This is a genomic window from Parapedobacter luteus (assembly GCF_900168055.1).
GTDB classification, from domain to species: Bacteria; Bacteroidota; Bacteroidia; order Sphingobacteriales; family Sphingobacteriaceae; genus Parapedobacter; species Parapedobacter luteus.
This window is the reverse complement of the sequence record NZ_FUYS01000013.1, coordinates 10,994-28,471: the sequence shown is the minus strand read 5'-3', so window position 1 is coordinate 28,471 and position 17,478 is coordinate 10,994. Positions and strand designations below refer to the sequence as shown.

At 49.6% G+C, this 17,478-nt stretch carries 8 protein-coding genes; all 8 read left to right on the top strand.

Annotation, left to right across the window (positions count from 1 at the left end; all coding sequences use genetic code 11):
• The first annotated feature begins 310 nt into the window (after positions 1-310).
• Positions 311-3,094, top strand: a complete 2,784-nt coding sequence (locus B5X72_RS18315) for a M14 family zinc carboxypeptidase (protein WP_079718451.1) — start codon at positions 311-313, stop codon at positions 3,092-3,094.
• 343 nt (positions 3,095-3,437) lie between these two features.
• Entirely contained in the window at positions 3,438-4,334 is an 897-nt protein-coding gene (locus B5X72_RS18310; protein ID WP_079718380.1) for a hydroxypyruvate isomerase family protein, read from the top strand.
• Positions 4,335-4,521: 187 nt separating this feature from the next.
• Positions 4,522-8,634 carry a hybrid sensor histidine kinase/response regulator transcription factor gene (locus B5X72_RS18305; RefSeq protein ID WP_079718379.1) on the top strand — a complete coding sequence of 1,371 codons (4,113 nt, stop codon included), beginning with the start codon at positions 4,522-4,524 and terminating at the stop codon, positions 8,632-8,634.
• A gap of 122 nt (positions 8,635-8,756) precedes the next feature.
• Complete coding sequence (locus tag B5X72_RS18300) at positions 8,757-11,840, top strand: SusC/RagA family TonB-linked outer membrane protein (protein ID WP_245827014.1); 3,084 nt, start codon at positions 8,757-8,759, stop codon at positions 11,838-11,840.
• A 22-nt stretch (positions 11,841-11,862) separates the two neighbouring features.
• Complete coding sequence (locus tag B5X72_RS18295) at positions 11,863-13,356, top strand: RagB/SusD family nutrient uptake outer membrane protein (RefSeq protein ID WP_079718378.1); 1,494 nt, start codon at positions 11,863-11,865, stop codon at positions 13,354-13,356.
• Between the two features lie 5 nt (positions 13,357-13,361).
• Entirely contained in the window at positions 13,362-14,411 is a 1,050-nt protein-coding gene (locus tag B5X72_RS18290) for a glycoside hydrolase family 130 protein (RefSeq protein ID WP_079718449.1), read from the top strand.
• 19 nt (positions 14,412-14,430) lie between these two features.
• Positions 14,431-15,687: an MFS transporter gene (locus B5X72_RS18285; protein WP_079718377.1), complete on the top strand. Its 1,257-nt coding sequence runs from the start codon at positions 14,431-14,433 to the stop codon at positions 15,685-15,687.
• Positions 15,680-17,440 (top strand): hypothetical protein, encoded by a 1,761-nt coding sequence (locus B5X72_RS18280; RefSeq protein ID WP_079718448.1) that lies wholly within the window; start codon positions 15,680-15,682, stop codon positions 17,438-17,440. Before B5X72_RS18285 ends, B5X72_RS18280 begins: the two co-directional genes overlap by 8 nt.
• The last annotated feature ends 38 nt before the right edge of the window (positions 17,441-17,478 follow it).

Here is a 17,478-nt window from a genome sequence, read left to right as displayed (position 1 = left end):
ACTTTGTATGACCGTCCATGAGTCACGTTAAGCGGAAGGTTGGGCGGCCTAAAAAATGAAAGGTTTCCAAACGGGGAGAATGGAAACCTTTACTAACCAATTATAAACCTAAATTATGATGCAACAAAGATAGTGTATTTTTTACACTAACCAAAGAAAAATTGAAAATTTATCATTGATGGCATGACCGAAATATTTGTCGCTTTTTATCTCTTTGTTTGAAGTCAATGCAAACGCAAATGCCCTGCAAAACGAAGCGTATAAAAATGAGCGGTGTAATGTGTATATTGCTCCCAAATTTCCCAAAATTATGAAAAGGCCATTTATTCTATTAACCTCTGGCATGTTGCTGGCGTACATCGTTGGCTATGCGCAACCGATCGATGAGGTTTACAATCAAAAAATTAAGGAGTATACGACTGATGGGCGTTTTTTGCCTTCATCAGTGCTCAACCTGCTTGATGATCCTAGGGTGCCGTCGCCTTTGAAGCACTTCGGCGAAATTATCGGAGCGCCTGGCATCATGTATAATACAACACAGATTTATGGTTATTTCGATAAGCTTGCACAGACCTCTGGGCGAGTGAATATGATGCAAATCGGCATGACGGAAGAGGGCCGCCCATTACACTTGGTGGTTATTGCCGACGAGCATACAATGGAAAACCTGGATCAATATAAAGCCTTGCTCGCCAAATTGGCTGACCCCCGAAAAGTACAGGCTGGGGAAGCTGCCGCTATTATCAGTCAAGCCAAGCCGGTTTATTTCCTCAACGGCGGCTTGCACTCTCCCGAAACGGGATCCCCGCATATGCTCATGGAACTGGCCTATCGCTTGGCTACCGATACCGCTGCATACATAAAGGACATCCGTGAGCGGGTCATCACTATCATCAATCCAGTTTCTGAACCGGATGGCTGGGATAAGCAGACCGATTGGTACAACCGTTACACCAAATCCCGTACCGATTGGGATGACGGGATGCCGTCGCGGCCACCGTATTGGGGGAAATATACCGTGCATGACAACAATCGAGACGGCTTACAAATTTCCCAAGAACTCACTAAAGCTGCTTACCGAGTATATTATGAGTGGCATCCCACCGTGTTGCTCGACCTCCATGAATCCGTGCCTTTGCTTTATATTTCGGTCGGCACAGGGCCGTATAACGCTGATCTTGACCCAACGACGATCAATGAGTGGTCGTTGCTGGCTCAATATGAGATGACCCAGCTCGCGGCCCAAGGCCTTCCTGGCGTGTTTACGTGGGGTTTTTACGATGGATGGTATCCGGGATATCTCTTCTGGATAGCTAATAATCATAATAGTATTGGTCGCTTTTATGAGACATTTGGCAATGCTGGGTCAAATACCTTCTTGAGGGATATTGCCACAAGTAACTACGCCGGCAAGCCGGCAACGAGCCGTGAATGGTACCGACCTGAGCCCGCCACGGCAAAGGTCATCTGGTCCTTGCGGAACAACGTTAATTATATGCAGGCTGGCGTACTTGCTGGCCTGCGGTTTGCATCAATTAATGGAAAGACTTTGCTCGAAAATTTCTATCAAAAAGGAGTGAAAGCTATAGAAAAAGGTAAAACGGATACCTTAAAGGCGTTTATAATCCCTAAGACGCAGCGCGATCCGGGCATGGCTGCTTACTTGGTAAACCAATTGCGGGCCCAAGCTATTGAGGTGCATGAAGCCATATCCGGTGCAAACCGAGGGGATTACGTGGTAAAGCTGGACCAACCTTATCGCAACTTGGCTGTATCGCTGTTGACCGAACAGCGATTTCCGAAAGACGCTGAATTTCCACCATATGATGATATTGCCTGGACGTTTGGTCTGTTGTACGGCGTGGATGTGCTGCAGACCAACGATGCAGATTTTTATCCGGACAACACGCTTAGGCTGTTGACGGAAAACGTGGTCTACAGAGGTAGTGTGCGCGGCACTGGATCGACGTATCTGATCCCTTACAAGGCTCAGCAAACTGTGCTTTCAAGCCTTTTCTGGCTTAAGGCAAACGACCCGAAGGTGGGCGTCGAGGTGCTGGACGCCGACGTGGTGCTGGGCGCAGACACCCTTGGTCGCGGTAGTGTGCTATTTAGCGGCTTAAATGCTTTGCGGGCGAGAGAACTTGCCGCCACGTTTGGCCTGGACCTGTTGGCTACCGATGAAACGATAAGCGCCGATAAACACCCCGTAAGTTTGCCGCGCATCGCAGTTTACCATAGCTGGTCATACACCCAGGATGAAGGATGGACACGTTTCACGTTTGAGCAACGGGGTATCCCCTACACGTCCATTGATAAGGATGATCTCAAACAAGGCCAGCTGAATGATCGCTTTGATGTTATTTTGGTGCCCCGCTTGCGCGGGGCGGGCAAGGATTTTATTCATGACGTCGATAGGAAGCTCGGCCCTATGCCATTTACCAAGACTAAGGACTATCCGTCCCACGGTTATCCCGATTCCACAGATGACATGACCGGCGGTCCTGGTTTTGACGGAGTAGCTAACCTGCATGCTTTTGTCAATAATGGAGGTGCTCTCATTGCTTTCGACAATTCTACCGCGATGTTGGCTGAGGTAGGGGTAGCTGAAGGGTTGAGCCAAAAATCCACGGCAAATATGCTACACCCCGGTTCGGTCGTGCAGGCACGTGCACGGGTTCCCTCTAGCCCCATTCTTTATGGTTATCCCGAATTGTTCCCTATCTTCCGTGGCAATGGACCGGTATTGCAGGTTGAAAGGCAACACAGGGATAGACTAGTCTTGCAATACGGCGCTCCTACCGCCAAGCAGGATATCGAATACACAGGTCCTATCTTGGGCTTGCAAGGAGCGCCAACGAAGCAGGCCGAAAAACCGAAAAATTATTCACCGAAGGATTATCCGTATGTGTTATCAGGTATGGTGCGTAATGAAGAGCTTATTCTCGGAGAAGGAGCCATCTTCAATGTGCCGGTCGGAAAAGGGCGTGTTGTGGGATTTACGTTTGATCCGCTACACCGCTACTTAAATCACCACGATGCGCCGATGGTGTGGAATTCAATTATCAACTGGAACCATTTAGATAAAGAATAGATGTGCCATGAACACACATCCGCTAAGCAATGTGATCGAAAGAATCTGTAGCCCTCAGCCAATGACGACTGATTGGTTGTGAAAGGCGGCGGATAAAAAAAACGAAAGGTTTCCAAACGGGGAGAATGGAAACCTTTACTAACCAATTATAAACCTAAATTATGATACTGCAAAGGTAGTGTATTTTTTACACTATGCAAAATAAAATTTATTTTTTTGAAGTAGGCGTGGGCGGCTTAGAAAGATAATAACCATCACTGGGAAGCGATGACGGCAAACCGGCGAGAATTGCATTTCTGTATAACTTTCATTAAGTTTGGCACACATTGTAAAAAGACTGACCATGAAACCAGCACCGCAAATATTGTCTAGGAGAAGTGCGCTAAAGACAGTGACGGTCTCGGGGGCTACAATATTGGCAAGCGGGGTGCTTCCTCACATCGCTGCTTCCAATGCTGCCCTTCCTCCGGTGTTGAAAGGTAAAATCAATCATTCGGTTTGTCGGTGGTGTTATCCGTCTATCCCTCTGCCAGATTTATGCCAAGCGGCAAAGGAAATAGGCATATCGGGCATTGATTTGGTAGGACCAGACGAGTGGCCCGTATTGCAGCAGTATGGCCTACACGCGGCCCTGCCACATGGAGCAGGGCGAGGTATCACTGAAGGATTCAATGACACAAGACTCCATGACGAACTCGTAGCGAGTTATGAAGCGATGATTCCGAAGGTCGCTGCCGCTGGCTACAATCAGCTTATCTGTTTTTCGGGCAATCGTAATGGGCTAGATGACGAGCAAGGTATTAAAAACTGCGTCGCCGGTCTGAAACGGGTGATGGATACCGCTGAAAAATATGGCGTTACCCTGGTGATGGAATTGCTGAACAGCAAAGTTGACCACCCTGACTACCAATGCGACCATACGGCTTGGGGTGTAGCGGTATGTGACGAAATAGGGTCCAATCATTTTAAGCTACTTTATGATATTTACCATATGCAGATTATGGAAGGTAATATCATCGATACCATACAGAAGTATAATGCATACATCGCCCATTTTCATACCGCCGGCGTGCCTGGCAGAAATGAAATTGATAGCACGCAAGAACTCAATTACCCTGCGATAATGAGAGCTATTCAAGAGACGGGATTCAAAGGCTATGTAGCGCAAGAATTCATTCCAAAGCGGCCAAACGCACTAGCATCGCTAAAGCAGGCGCTACAGATTTGCGACGGGGCATAAAAAAGTCTCCAAACGGGGAGGATGGAGACTTTTTAACTAACCAATTATAAACCTAAATTATGATGCCACAAAGATAGTGTAAAATGTACACTAAGCAAAAAAAATTTAAAAAAAAATTGTTTTCGGCGGTCTTGACATAAACAGGTTTTCTAGGTGTGATTCCGGTAAAGATCCTTATTTTTGAAATATGGGCGGTAGACTAACCTTTTCGGTTTTAGTAGTGTTGGGGGCGATCCTGGGGCATACTACTTACGCCCAGCATTTGAAGCCGGCCTATAACATTCATCAATTTGACAACCGATATGGGTTATCGAATAGCGCGGTTAACTGCCTACTTCATGATGCTGATGGAATGTTATGGATAGGTACATGGGACGGATTGAACCGTTATGACGGTAAAGACTTTCACGTTTTCAACTACCAGATCAAAGCTCGTTCACAAGGGTTAATTAGCAATATTGTGCAAGGGCTGGCTCAGGATCGTCAACGCCGGATATGGATCAGCACCGTCGAGGGGATTTCAAGTTATGACAAGTCGTCCGGCAGGTTCAAACATTATTTTTATCAGCCAGTTGCAAAGGGTATTCGGGAAGATGAGTTTGAGGTTGCCGTAGACACCGCCGGAGTGGTTTATGCCCGTACTCCACAGCACGGATTGGCGCGCTATGATGCGGGGCGCGATACATTTTTGGCATGCACCTTGCCCGGTGCTTCCGTACCGCTTACAAAAATCCGGATAGACTCATCTAATCGGCTTTGGACGCTTACGCAAACTGGCGAAGCTTTCGTCTACGAATTGGCTTCAACTGATACGTTTCGTTTGGTTTACCAGTTTCCCGTAAAACAGTACCCCATTACCGGGCTGCACGAGGCCAATGGTGCGATCTTCCTGAGCGATCGATTGGGCAATCTTTACCGTATCACCCCCGGTATGCTCAACTATCAGCATATCGCATCATTGGGGCACTCGGTTGGTACCATGGTATGGTATGATGATCGGTATTACATTGCGTTGGCGACCCAAGGTATACTGGCGTTGGACGCTTCGTTTGCTCCTCAGCCGCTGGATGCTGGCATTGGTGTGCTTAGGGCAATGAACGTGCGCGACTGGGCTGTCGGCAAGGATCAATTACTTTGGGTAGCCACTGATGGTAACGGGTTTGTCCGTGTGTCCCCGCGCAACAACCCTTTTTATACAATCTCGCCCGAGAGCATGGCTTCACGTGCCCCAGTGAGGGCGATATTGGAAGTAGACGGAGATCTCTGGGTAGGAACTAAGGGAGGTGGTATTGCTATCCTTCGCGATTTTGTGCCACAGCGTTCACATCAAGACAATTGGAGGCAGGTATCAACGACCAACAATTTGGTAAATAACGACGTTTTTGCCATTGTTGGCAGCCAAACGAAGGGCCTCGTATACATTGGTACCGATGGGCGTGGGATGGCCGTGTATGACCGCCGCCGACAAAAGCTATATAATTGGGATGCGTTGGAAGGGCACGAAAACTTTCCTGAATTCGGATCGGTTTATGCCATTGTCGAAGATCATGATGGGACATTATGGGTGGGGACAAGCGGTTACGGCCTGCTCCACCTCCGCGTGGATGAAACCGCGGCTGGTAGGATGCATGTCACCTTTATTCGGCAATATCAGAATGTTCCTCAAGGTGAAGGGCTTGCCAATGACATCGTGTACTCACTTTGCCTGGGATTGGATAACCAGCTCTGGGTGGCTTGTCGCTATGGGGGGCTGAGCTTGTTGGACAAAGCTACCGGTCACATTACCAATTTTAAGGCCTTCACCTATGTGGGCAGTCTGTCAAATAACGACGTATTGTCGCTGTATCGCGATCAGCGCGATCGGCTGTGGGTAGGGACCAGTTTTGGGCTTAATTGGATATCGTTGCATGATGTAAACGACAGCGTTCCTGCATTTCAGCGAATTACTGCAGCAGATGGCCTCCCCAACAATACTATTCACGCAATTACTTCAGATGAGGAGGGGCACATCTGGATTAGCACGAATAAAGGGTTGGCACGTATTCAGCCTGAAAGCGGCTTGGTTGTGCAGTTTCAGCAAAACGACGGCCTGCAGAGCGCCGAATTCAGCGACGGGGCGGTTTGGAAGGATCCCCTTGGCTTCCTTTATTTCGGGGGCATTTACGGGCTCAACTATTTCCAGCCGCAGCAAATTCCTAATGATACGGATCTCCCCAATTTGGTCATCCAGCGTCTTCAACTTGGTGGTTGGCGTATGGGAGATGCTGAATATCAGGTGTTACAACCGAATGGTGGCACGCCACCATTGTTTACGTTGTCTCGCAATCAGAACTATTTTTCGGCAGAAATCCATGCATTGAGCCACCTTCAAGCTGATAAGTGTGCCTATGCCTGGTTACTGGAGGGCCACGATATCGAATGGCAATATCATGGTGCAGACGGGAAGATTAGCTACAGCAATGTGCCGCCAGGCAGCTATCGGCTATTGGTCAAGTGGTCAAACGGTAGTGGGGTGTGGACGGCCGCTACGCCGATGCTCGATGTGCATATTTCTCCATATTGGTGGCTGACATGGCCCGCACTCTTGACGGCAGCTTTTGTTTTGGTATCCATCGGTTATTGGCTGTACAACAACCACAAGAACAGGTTGGAAATTCAGCATCGCCTGCAATTGGAGCTCAGCTTGCGGGAGAAAGACGAAGCGTTGCACGAAAACCAGCTAAACTTTTTTACCAACATCGCACATGAATTACAAACGCCGCTCACGCTGGTTATGGGAGTCGCCGAACAACTGGAGAATGCCCCGTCCGTATCCCAGCCTGCCAAGCGTCAGGCGCTCATCGCTATGTTGCGGCAGCAGGCTTCGCGCCTCACCTATTTGGTGCAGCAATTGCTCGAATTCCGTAAAGCCGAGGCCGGTCACCTACAAACAGATTATCGTCAGCTCGACGTGACGGCACTGCTGACCAACCTTTGCCAGCTTTTCGAGCCGATGAGTGAGCAGCAGCATATTACTTACGAGTACCATGTGCCAGACGGACTGCAGTTGGCCACAGATAGCGACAAACTGGAAAAAATCACGTTTAACCTCCTGTCTAATGCATTCAAGCATGCCGGTTCGCATGAGCACATCGTGTTTTCGGCCTCGCTGAATAAATCGCTACGGGTCCTCCAGTTGCAGGTATCCAATTCTGGCTGCCAGTTGGCACCCGGCGAAGCCCTACGCATCTTCGAAAAATTCCAGACCGGAAAGACACACAATGCCGGGCATTATAGTACAGGTATTGGCCTGGCGTTTACCAAAGAATTGGTGAGTTTGCTCGCCGGTGAAATCAAAGCGACAATTGCGGAGGGGTGGATTACCTTCCGCGTTGCATTACCCATTCCTGCGGCGAATGACCATCAGGCCGCTGACGAGCCTTCGCGCTACCTTCCATCGATCTATGCCGAAATGGCAACGCCTGCTGCACCGTCTTTACTCAACGCCGCCGACTACAATAAAGTAGCGCTGTTGGAGAAGCTGACCGAAGCACATAAACGAACAGTTCTTGTTGTTGAGGACGAGCAGGATATCCGCTATCTGATTCGGGAGGTGCTCAAGCCTTATTACATTATTTATGAGGCTACTGATGGCATGGAGGCAATCGGGGTCATCCGCAATCATCCGCCGGACCTCATCATTAGTGATGTGATGATGCCTGGCATGGACGGCCTTTCCCTCTGCCAGAAAGTTAAGAACGCTCCGTCCACCTGTCATATTCCCTTTGTTATCCTATCGGCGAAGGGCGCTCTTGAGCAACGTAATGAGGGCTACGAGGTAGGCGCTGACGCCTATATTGCCAAGCCGTTTCATGGCAGCCATCTACTTATACGCATCAAAAATTTGTTTGAGCAACAACATCGCTTACACCAACGGCTCCGGCATGCTGACTCAGTTGAAAACCTCGTCCATACGGGTAATCCCGAACAAGATGATTTTCTGGAAGCGCTGGTTGCACAAATTATGAAACACCTGGAGAATCCAGCGTTGAATGCAGGCATTTTGGAAGAAGCGTTGTCCATGAGTAAGATGCAACTTTATCGCAAGCTAAAGACCATTAGCGGAATGACTCCTTCGGAGTTTATCCGCCATGTTCGGCTCAAGCAGGCCACGCACCTGCTGGCTACTACCGAACTTACTGTTACTGAAATCTTCTACCAAATAGGCTTCAACAACCAGTCGTATTTTTTCCGTGAATTCAAGAAGCACTACGGCTGCTCGCCAAATGAATACCGTTCTAGGCTTCAAATCAATTCTTAACTATTTGTTCGTCAGCATTTTGCTTGAAAGTACATAAAAATGCAACTATAGTGTAATACACGTGTTGTATTCCGCTGTTACATTTGCCCTTGCCAGTTATACATATATTAAATTTATGACGAATGGAACCAATTAAACGATTATTCCGCAAGCCCATGCTGCTTGTTTGCATGCTGTACAGTATGGTATTTCAGCCTGCTTTGGCTCAGCCATCTATTAGTGGCCGGGTCACCGATGAAAGCGGTATGCCCCTTGCCGGTGCAACAGTGGAGATAAAAGGGGGGGAGCAGAAAACCAGCACGGGCGAAGACGGCCGCTTCACGATTCCCGCGTCGCCGGGACAAGTTCTGGTCGTTAGCTACATTGGCTACACGCCCCAGGAAATAACAGTAGGAAATCAGACTACAATCAACGCAACGTTACAGCCCTCCGCCAATGACTTGGATGAAGTAGTCATTGTAGGGTATACGAGCCAGCGCCGTACGGACATTTCCGGAGCTATTGGAAGTGTGGATATGGCAGCTGCATCCAAACGGCGTGTTCCAGACATCGGTCAGATGTTGCAAGGACAGGTCGCGGGGGTGCAGGTGAGCCAATCTACCGGTGCACCAGGGGATCCTATCGATATTCGCATCCGCGGCGTAGGAACAATTGGCAGCAACGACCCATTATACATCATCGACGGGGTGCCTTCTACCAACTTCACCTTTATCAACCCCCAAGACATTGAGTCTATGAATGTCTTGAAAGATGCTTCTGCTGCCGCCATGTACGGTGCGCGGGCCGCTGCCGGTGTGGTAGTCATCACAACGAAGCAAGGTAAAGCTGGTAAGACGACCTTGGATATCAATTATTTCAACGGCATACAACGTGTTGCCGAACTCCCCACTATGCTTAATACGCAACAATATCTCGGTAAATTGGAAGAGGCTTGGAATAATGCTGGATATAGCGGGACTAATCCTTACACTGCCGATAGGGCCCGTACGGATCTGGCGAACACAAATTGGCTGGATGAGCTCTTTGAGACGGGACATTCGCAGAACATCCAGGTTACAGCAAGCGGTGGTACTGATAAGACACGATATCTCCTCTCCGGGGGATATTACCGCCAAAACGGCATCGTTGTATTTGACAATGATAAGTATCAGCGGTTTAATTTCCGCACCAACGTTAACAGCGATTTATCGGAGCGCTTGCGCATCGGAACGAATGTACAGTTATCTTATGAGCAGCGGAGCCCGCTCTCCTCGCGAGGAGATGCTCCCGGTATCATCCGGCATGCCTTGCTCCGCCCGCCAGTACTCAGCGTATATAAAGATCCCTCGGACCCGAATTATAGAGCGGATGATCCGTTTACTGATCTGCCTTTCTATGAGGGCGTTGGTGCCGACCAGCGTAATAAATACGAACTTACCTCCAATCCCGTAGCGTTGGCTTATTTTACCGACAATACCCGCACACAGTTTAAGACGTTCGGCAATGTGTTTGCTGAGTTTGATGTGTTGCGCGATAAATCGTTGACGTTTAAAACCAATTTTGGGGTAGATATTAACTTCAACCACAATAAGGCGTTCTTCCGTAATTTCGGTGACGACGACGGAGGAGGTAACGAGGTGGATAAAGGGCTGGGACGTCAGAATCGGCCAAATACGCTCAACGAGGATCGTGGCGACGACTTTACATTTACATGGAACAACACACTCGCCTATAATAAGACATTTGGTGGCAGGCATGTGTTCAGTGCATTGGCGGGAACAGAGTTTATTCGGTTTACGGGATCATCCATCAATGCGTCGCGTAGCCGGTTTGAATATGAAGACAATGCCTTTCGGTACATAGACCTTGGCGGTACTGAGCTTGATCTTTGGAACGGTGGTATCGGCTCGGAGTGGGCGCTATTCTCACTGTTTGGAACCGCTACTTACGTGTTTGATGGGCGCTATCTGCTGACAGCCAACCTCCGTGCCGACGCTTCATCCCGCTTTGGCCAAAATAATCAGTGGGGGTATTTTCCATCGGTATCGGCGGGCTGGGTTATTTCACGCGAAGCATTTATGCAGGATGTGAATTGGCTAGCTAACCTTAAACTTCGTCTAAGTACCGGTTCGTTAGGTAATCAGGCTTCGTTGGGCAACTACGACTACATGACCCTGTACCGTAGAGACGGGGAAAACTTTGTCGTTGCCCGTTATGGAAATCCCGACCTACGATGGGAAAGTACTACCCAGCATAACGTCGGGTTGGATGTTGGTCTATTAAACAACAGGTTGACTTTTACGGCAGACTATTTCATCAAGCAGACTAAGGACATCCTGCTTCCCATCAGCTTGCCTAGTCTTGGCGGCGATGTCGATCCCACGGTCGTCAATGCCGGTGAGGTACGTAATGCCGGTTTGGAATTTGGAGTCGGTTACCGGGGAGCCACATCCGGCGGGTTCAGCTACGCTGTAAATGCCAACCTCGCTACGCTGACTAACGAAGTGAGGAAGCTGCATACCAACTTACCTTATATTTCCGGCACGGTCAGCCGTACGCAGGTGGGTCAGCCGCTAAACGCTTATTACGGCTTCGTCATGGAAGGTATTTACCAGAATACGGCTGAAATCGGCCAGCACTTGCATGGCACTGCCAATCCTGCGGCCGTGCCGGGCGATATTCGCTTTCAGGATCTAAACGGTGATGGGATTATCAATGATATGGATCGCACTTTTATCGGTAGTCCTATTCCGGATCTCACCTATGGTGTCAACCTGTCCGCTGCCTGGAAAGGATTTGACTTGTCCGTGTTGGTGCAGGGCGTGGCCGGAGTAGACCGCTACAACGATGCAAAAAAGATCCTCGATTATGATACGCGTCCTTTCAATTATACGACCGCCGTGCTGGGCAGCTGGAATGGCGAAGGAAGCACGAATAGCATTCCACGGGTGAGTTTTACCGACAACGGCAGTAGTCGCATTTCCAGCATCTTCGTGGAAGATGCATCGTATATGAGGCTGAAAAACGTAGAATTGGGTTACTCTTTTGGTAACCTGCTACAGCAAACTCGATGGGGAGTGCAGAACATCCGGCTGTACGCATCGGGTCAAAACCTCTTTACGCATACCAACTACACGGGTTTGGACCCTGAATCGACTGATTTAATGGATATGGGCACTTACCCAGTATCCCGGGCATTCCTGTTTGGCATTAATGTAACGTTTTAACGAATTCTAAAGGCAGAAGAAAATGAAACTGACATTCCCTATACGCATTGCCACGGCCTGTATGGTCGTAGTGCTTAGTAGCTGCGATAAATATCTCGACCGTCCGCCTATTGGGCAGATAAACGAGGACATGATTACAACCGATCCGTCTGTTACGACAGTAACCGCATTAGCCGATGCAGCCTATGTGCCGCTTTCAAGTACGCTTAACCTGTTGGGCGATTGGGCTTGGAACGACGGGCTTGTCATCCGCAACGATTTTATCATTGAAGACATCGCTTCTGGCGACATGTTGAAAAAATGGGCGCCGGACGGGGACCAGGCATGGATGGATGAGGTGAGTTCTTTTAATTTTACCGCGCAGAACCCGGCCTTCAACGGTACGTGGGCATATGCATTTGAGGGTATCACGAGGGCCAATCGTGCCATTGCGCAGTTAGAAAACCAAGAACTCATGGCACAGATAGGTATGGATGCCGCGCTGCGAAACCGGCTTTTAGGTGAACTGTATTTCCTCAGGGCCTTCAACTATTTCGATTTGGTAGTCAACTTCGGGGACGCGCCGTTGCTGCTCCAGCCATTTACTGATTTTAATGAAATCTACGAAGCTGCCAAGCGTGTGCCCAAAGAAGAGATCTGGCAGCAGATACAGACGGATTTGGTCAATGCGGAAGGGTTGCTGCCCGCTGGTAAATATGCAGATGCAAACGCTCCGTGGCGCGTATCGCAGGGAGCGGTGCTGGCCTTGCAGGCCAAAGTAGCCCTTTACAATGGACGGTGGCAGCAGGTCGTAGACAAGGTAGCTGAACTTGAGCAACTCGGGTATTATCACCTCAATGCTAATTATTTTGATAACTTCGACGTGGGCAAGGAATTTGCCGAAAATGAAGTTGTCTTTGCCTACGATCATCGGCAGGGCGTGGTGCCGCGCCGGGGCAACGGCCTCACAGCATTGATGGGTTGGGGCTTTGTGGCGCCATCGGCAGATTTCTTAGCCGAATTTGAGCCAAACGACCCGCGGCTCGCTTATACCGTGGACACCGAAAACCAAAACATTTATAAACTACTAGGTGCCACCAATGGCGGAAACAAAGGCAACGAGGATGCTCCTAACAACCGGATTTTCATACGTTGGGCCGATATTTTACTCTGGAAAGCCGAAGCCCTCAACGAATTGGGCAACTATCCAGCGTCCATATCCATTATCAATGAAGTGCGCGCACGCGCGCGTACCACGCCGACAATCGATGGGGGCCAAGCGCCCGCAGGTACGTTGCCCGCCCGTAGTACGGCTGTGACTGATCCGGCACAAATCAAGCAATGGCTTATCCATGAACGCCGGGTAGAACTTGGCTTTGAGTCGCACCGGCTAAGCGACCTGCGCCGCTGGCAATTGGCCGAAGAGGTACTCTCGGCCCTTGGCAAAAATTTCAGACCGTACAATTACCTATATCCCATTCCTCAGAATGAAGTAGATAAATCTGGCGGAACCATTGTACAAAACGAAGGTTATTGATCAATATGCAGACATACGACATTTCCAACCGATTTGAACAAAATCCCCTGCTGTCGCCGGCGGACCTCCAGCCCTCCATGGCGGGGCTGGAGATTGCCTGCTTGCTCAACCCTGGTGTATTCCGGTACGGCGGCAAAATCTGGCTGGTCGTGCGGGTAGCTGAGCGGCCTCCGCAGCAAGCCGGTATCATCTCCTTCCCCGTGCTAAAGCCTAACGGTGATATGGAGATTATTAAACTCGATGAAGCAGACCCAGAACTGGACGCTGCTGACCCGCGCGTCATTAACTTCCGTGGCACCGACTACCTGACTACATTGTCGCACCTACGTTTATTGAGTAGTGAAGACGGTATCCATTTTAAGGAAGAGCCCGGCTATGGGCCGCTTTGGGGGCAGGGTGTGTACGAGACCTTCGGTATAGAGGACTGCCGCGTGAGCCAGCTTGCCGATGAATACTACCTCACTTTTACCGCTGTATCACCCAATGGTGTGTCCGTGGGACTACGTACCACGCGCGATTGGCGCTCGTTTCACCGCCACGGGCTAATTTTTCCACCTCACAATAAAGACTGCGCGATTTTCGAAGAAAAAATTGGCGGACGGTATTATGCCTTCCATCGCCCCAGCAGTGTGGACATTGGAGGTAATTACATCTGGTTGGCTAGCTCACCCGATGGTATCCATTGGGGTGGCCACCGGCTGCTGGCTCGCACGCGTAGCGGATATTGGGATAGCCAACGGGTCGGTGCTGGGGCGGCTCCCATCCGCACCGATCGGGGCTGGCTGGCTATCTATCACGGTGCTGATGCCAATCATCGGTATTGCCTTGGGGCGCTGTTGCTCGATCTGGAAGACCCTTCCACGGTCATTGGCCGCACCGAGCACCCCATTATGGAACCCACGGCTCCATATGAAACTACTGGCTTTTTTGGGCATGTGGTGTTTACAAACGGCCATGTGGTGGATGGCGACAGGCTCACGATCTATTATGGAGCGGCAGACGAGCATGTTTGCGGTGCCAGCTTCTCCATCCGTGAAATCTTATCACAGCTTTGACGACCCAATACAGACATTCATGTTAAAAAAACTTAGGGCAGAAGTAGCCCATTTCCGGCAGCAGCCGCTCAATTTTCGAGTGTTGGTGCTTACTAACCTTATTTATGCATTCGTGCTACCGGTGATTGATATTTTCGTGGCCGCTTATGTAATGCGGAATTCCAATGACCCAGTTAAAGTGGTGGTATACCAGCTAACGATTTATACGGGCATTCCGCTCACCTTCTTGCTTAATGGTTACCTGCTTAACCGTTTTAATATCAAGACGCTTTATTCTGTGGGAATGATGCTCAGCGCCGTTTCAATGACCATCATGATGTCACTAAAAACGCTTGACCTAGCCGGTATCGCTATAGCTGGCCTTACAATGGGTATGTCCTTTGGGTTTTACTGGGCAAACCGTGATTACCTTGCGCTGGCGATTACTCATGATGGTAATCGTAACTACTATTATGGTCTTGAGACTTTTTTCTACACGATAATAGCCGTACTGGTGCCTGTGGGTATCGGTTGGTTTATCGAATTTGTTGGGCTTTCCGGGGGTGAGGCCAATGTGGCCTACCGTATAGTTACTGGTGCCGTGTTTGTCACTACCGTATTGGCCTCGGTCATGTGTTTCCGCGGCACATTTGCCAATCCCGTTCAACGACGGTTTATTTATTTCAGGTTTCATCCGCAGTGGAATAGGTTACTCATCTTAGCAGCGCTTAAGGGGCTTGCCCAAGGATTTCTTGTCACGGCACCAGCGATGCTCATCATGCGGCTTGTAGGGCAGGAGGGTGCACTGGGAACCGTGCAATCTGCGGGGGCCGTTGTGGCCGCCATCATCATGTATGTATTGGGGCGGCGTGCTCAGCCTTCACACCGGCTGGCTATATTCGCGTTTGGCCTGGTCTGCTTTGCGCTGGCGGCTATAATCAACGGAATCATGTATAACGCATTTGGTGTGTTGCTGTTTATGCTGTTCCTTCTTATTGCCAAGCCATTGCTCGATCTCGCCTATTTCCCCATCCAGTTCAGCGTCATTGATATTGTCAAGCGAATCGAAAACCGTAGTGAATTTGCTTATATTCTCAATCACGAGGCTGGTTTGTATATCGGACGCTTCATAGGGGCCTTCACCTTTATCTTGCTGGCATGGTATTTCAGTGAGGAAGCCGCTCTACGGTATGCCATCATTTTGATCGCCTTGTTACAATTATGCTCTATTTTTGTAGCTAAGCAGTTGCTGAAAGGCAATGCCCAGCTCCGTAAACAATTATCAACTCATGAATAAATCGATTATGTACAGATACGCCTGTTATATAGCCGTTATTGGCTTACTGCTGTTTTCTTGTAAGCACCAATCCGATATTCAAGGTATTCCGGCTGTGCAACAGCGCATTGCGCAAGTGGACTCCATGGCTGCTGTGCCACAGCCTCTCCAGATCATTGATTGGTACCGATTGGCGAAGGCTTACGACAGCACGGTCTATGATTTCGCCGCAGCGGACCCATACTGGCCACTGGTTTGGTGGGACAGCACCGGTCGGAATTTTGATCAACCGGTAATTGGGCTTTATACAGCCATGGGCGATGTCAGGCAGGGGGCGCATGCCCACCAAGGGATGTTTCACGAATCGCTGGCCACTATGGGCGGCGTACTTGGGGCCACGCTGATAGGTATTGACAAGAGTAATCAGGATGGGCTCAATTATGTAAGTATGCTGAAAAATTACTTTAATCGTGAGACCGGTTGGAATATTATGATGAACAACACAGCACCGGAAGTGGCGCTGTTAGGTGGCGGCTATGGCCGCGACTGGTGGTACGATGTATATCCCAATGTGCTGTTTTATGCGATCTATGACCGATATCCGGATGAGCCAGGCTTCGATACCCTTGCTCGGCAGGTGGCTGAACAATTCTATAAGGCAGACTCAGTGCTGGCCGGCAATTACAGCCATACTTTTTTTGACTATGCCAAGCTTACACCTCAGACCAATTGGATCTGCGCCCAGGAAGATGCAGCCGCTGGCCATGCTTGGGTGCTTTATGCTGCCTATCGGAAGTTCGGTGACGAGCGCTATCTTCAGGCAGCAAAGCGTGCGCAACAGGCCCTTGAGTCGCAAACTGAAAATCGCTTTTACGAAATCCTGATGCCCTATGGCGCTTATACCGCTGCACGTATGAATGCCGAAGCTGGCACGCAGTTCAACGTAGGCAAAATTCTCGATTGGACATTTAGCGGCACCTCGGTGTGCCGTCAAGGGTGGGGCGTGTTAGTAGGCCAGTGGAATGGCTTTGATATTTCAGGTATTGTGGGCAGCACCGTAGACCATGGGGGCTATGGTTTTCTGATGAATACATTTGATACGGCCATTCCCTTGGTGCCGCTAGTCCGTTATGATCAGTCGTATGCCACCGCTATTGGCAAATGGATGCTGCACGCTGCCAATGCGTCGCGATTGTTTTATCCGCAGTATATACCTGCAAAACACCAGACAATACCCCAGCTTGCTGAGGCGACAAAAGGCGTCATCGGTTATGAGGGATTGGTTAAGGAATCCACTTTTGACCGTTATAAAGACATTCCTGCACCCGTTGCGCAAGGCGATGGCCCTAATTGGGTGCCGGGTGAAAACCCTGAGGTGTCGCAGTTTAGCGTTTACGGAAGTGCCCATGTCGGGATATTTGGAAGCATCATCCGGCATACGGATGTATCCGGTATTTTACAGCTTGATTTGCTGGCGACCGATTTTTTCCGGGACAAGGCTTACCCCAGTTACCTTTATTACAACCCCTATGACGAAGTAAAGGAAGTCACGGTAAACATTCCGTCTACTGGTGGCCACGTAGACCTGTATGATGCCGTGCAAGGCCGGTTTGTCACACGTGGAGTGTCGGGCACTGCAGGCCTGTCACTTACGCCGAAGGGTGCGGCGGTGCTGGTAGCCGTTCCTGCTGGAGCGACCATCCAGCAAAAGGATGGTAAATTGCTTGCTGATGGCGTGGTGATAGACTATCAATTCAGGGCAGAGGGGCAATAAGGCTGTTACGGCAGCTAGCAGCTGTCAATGCAATAACG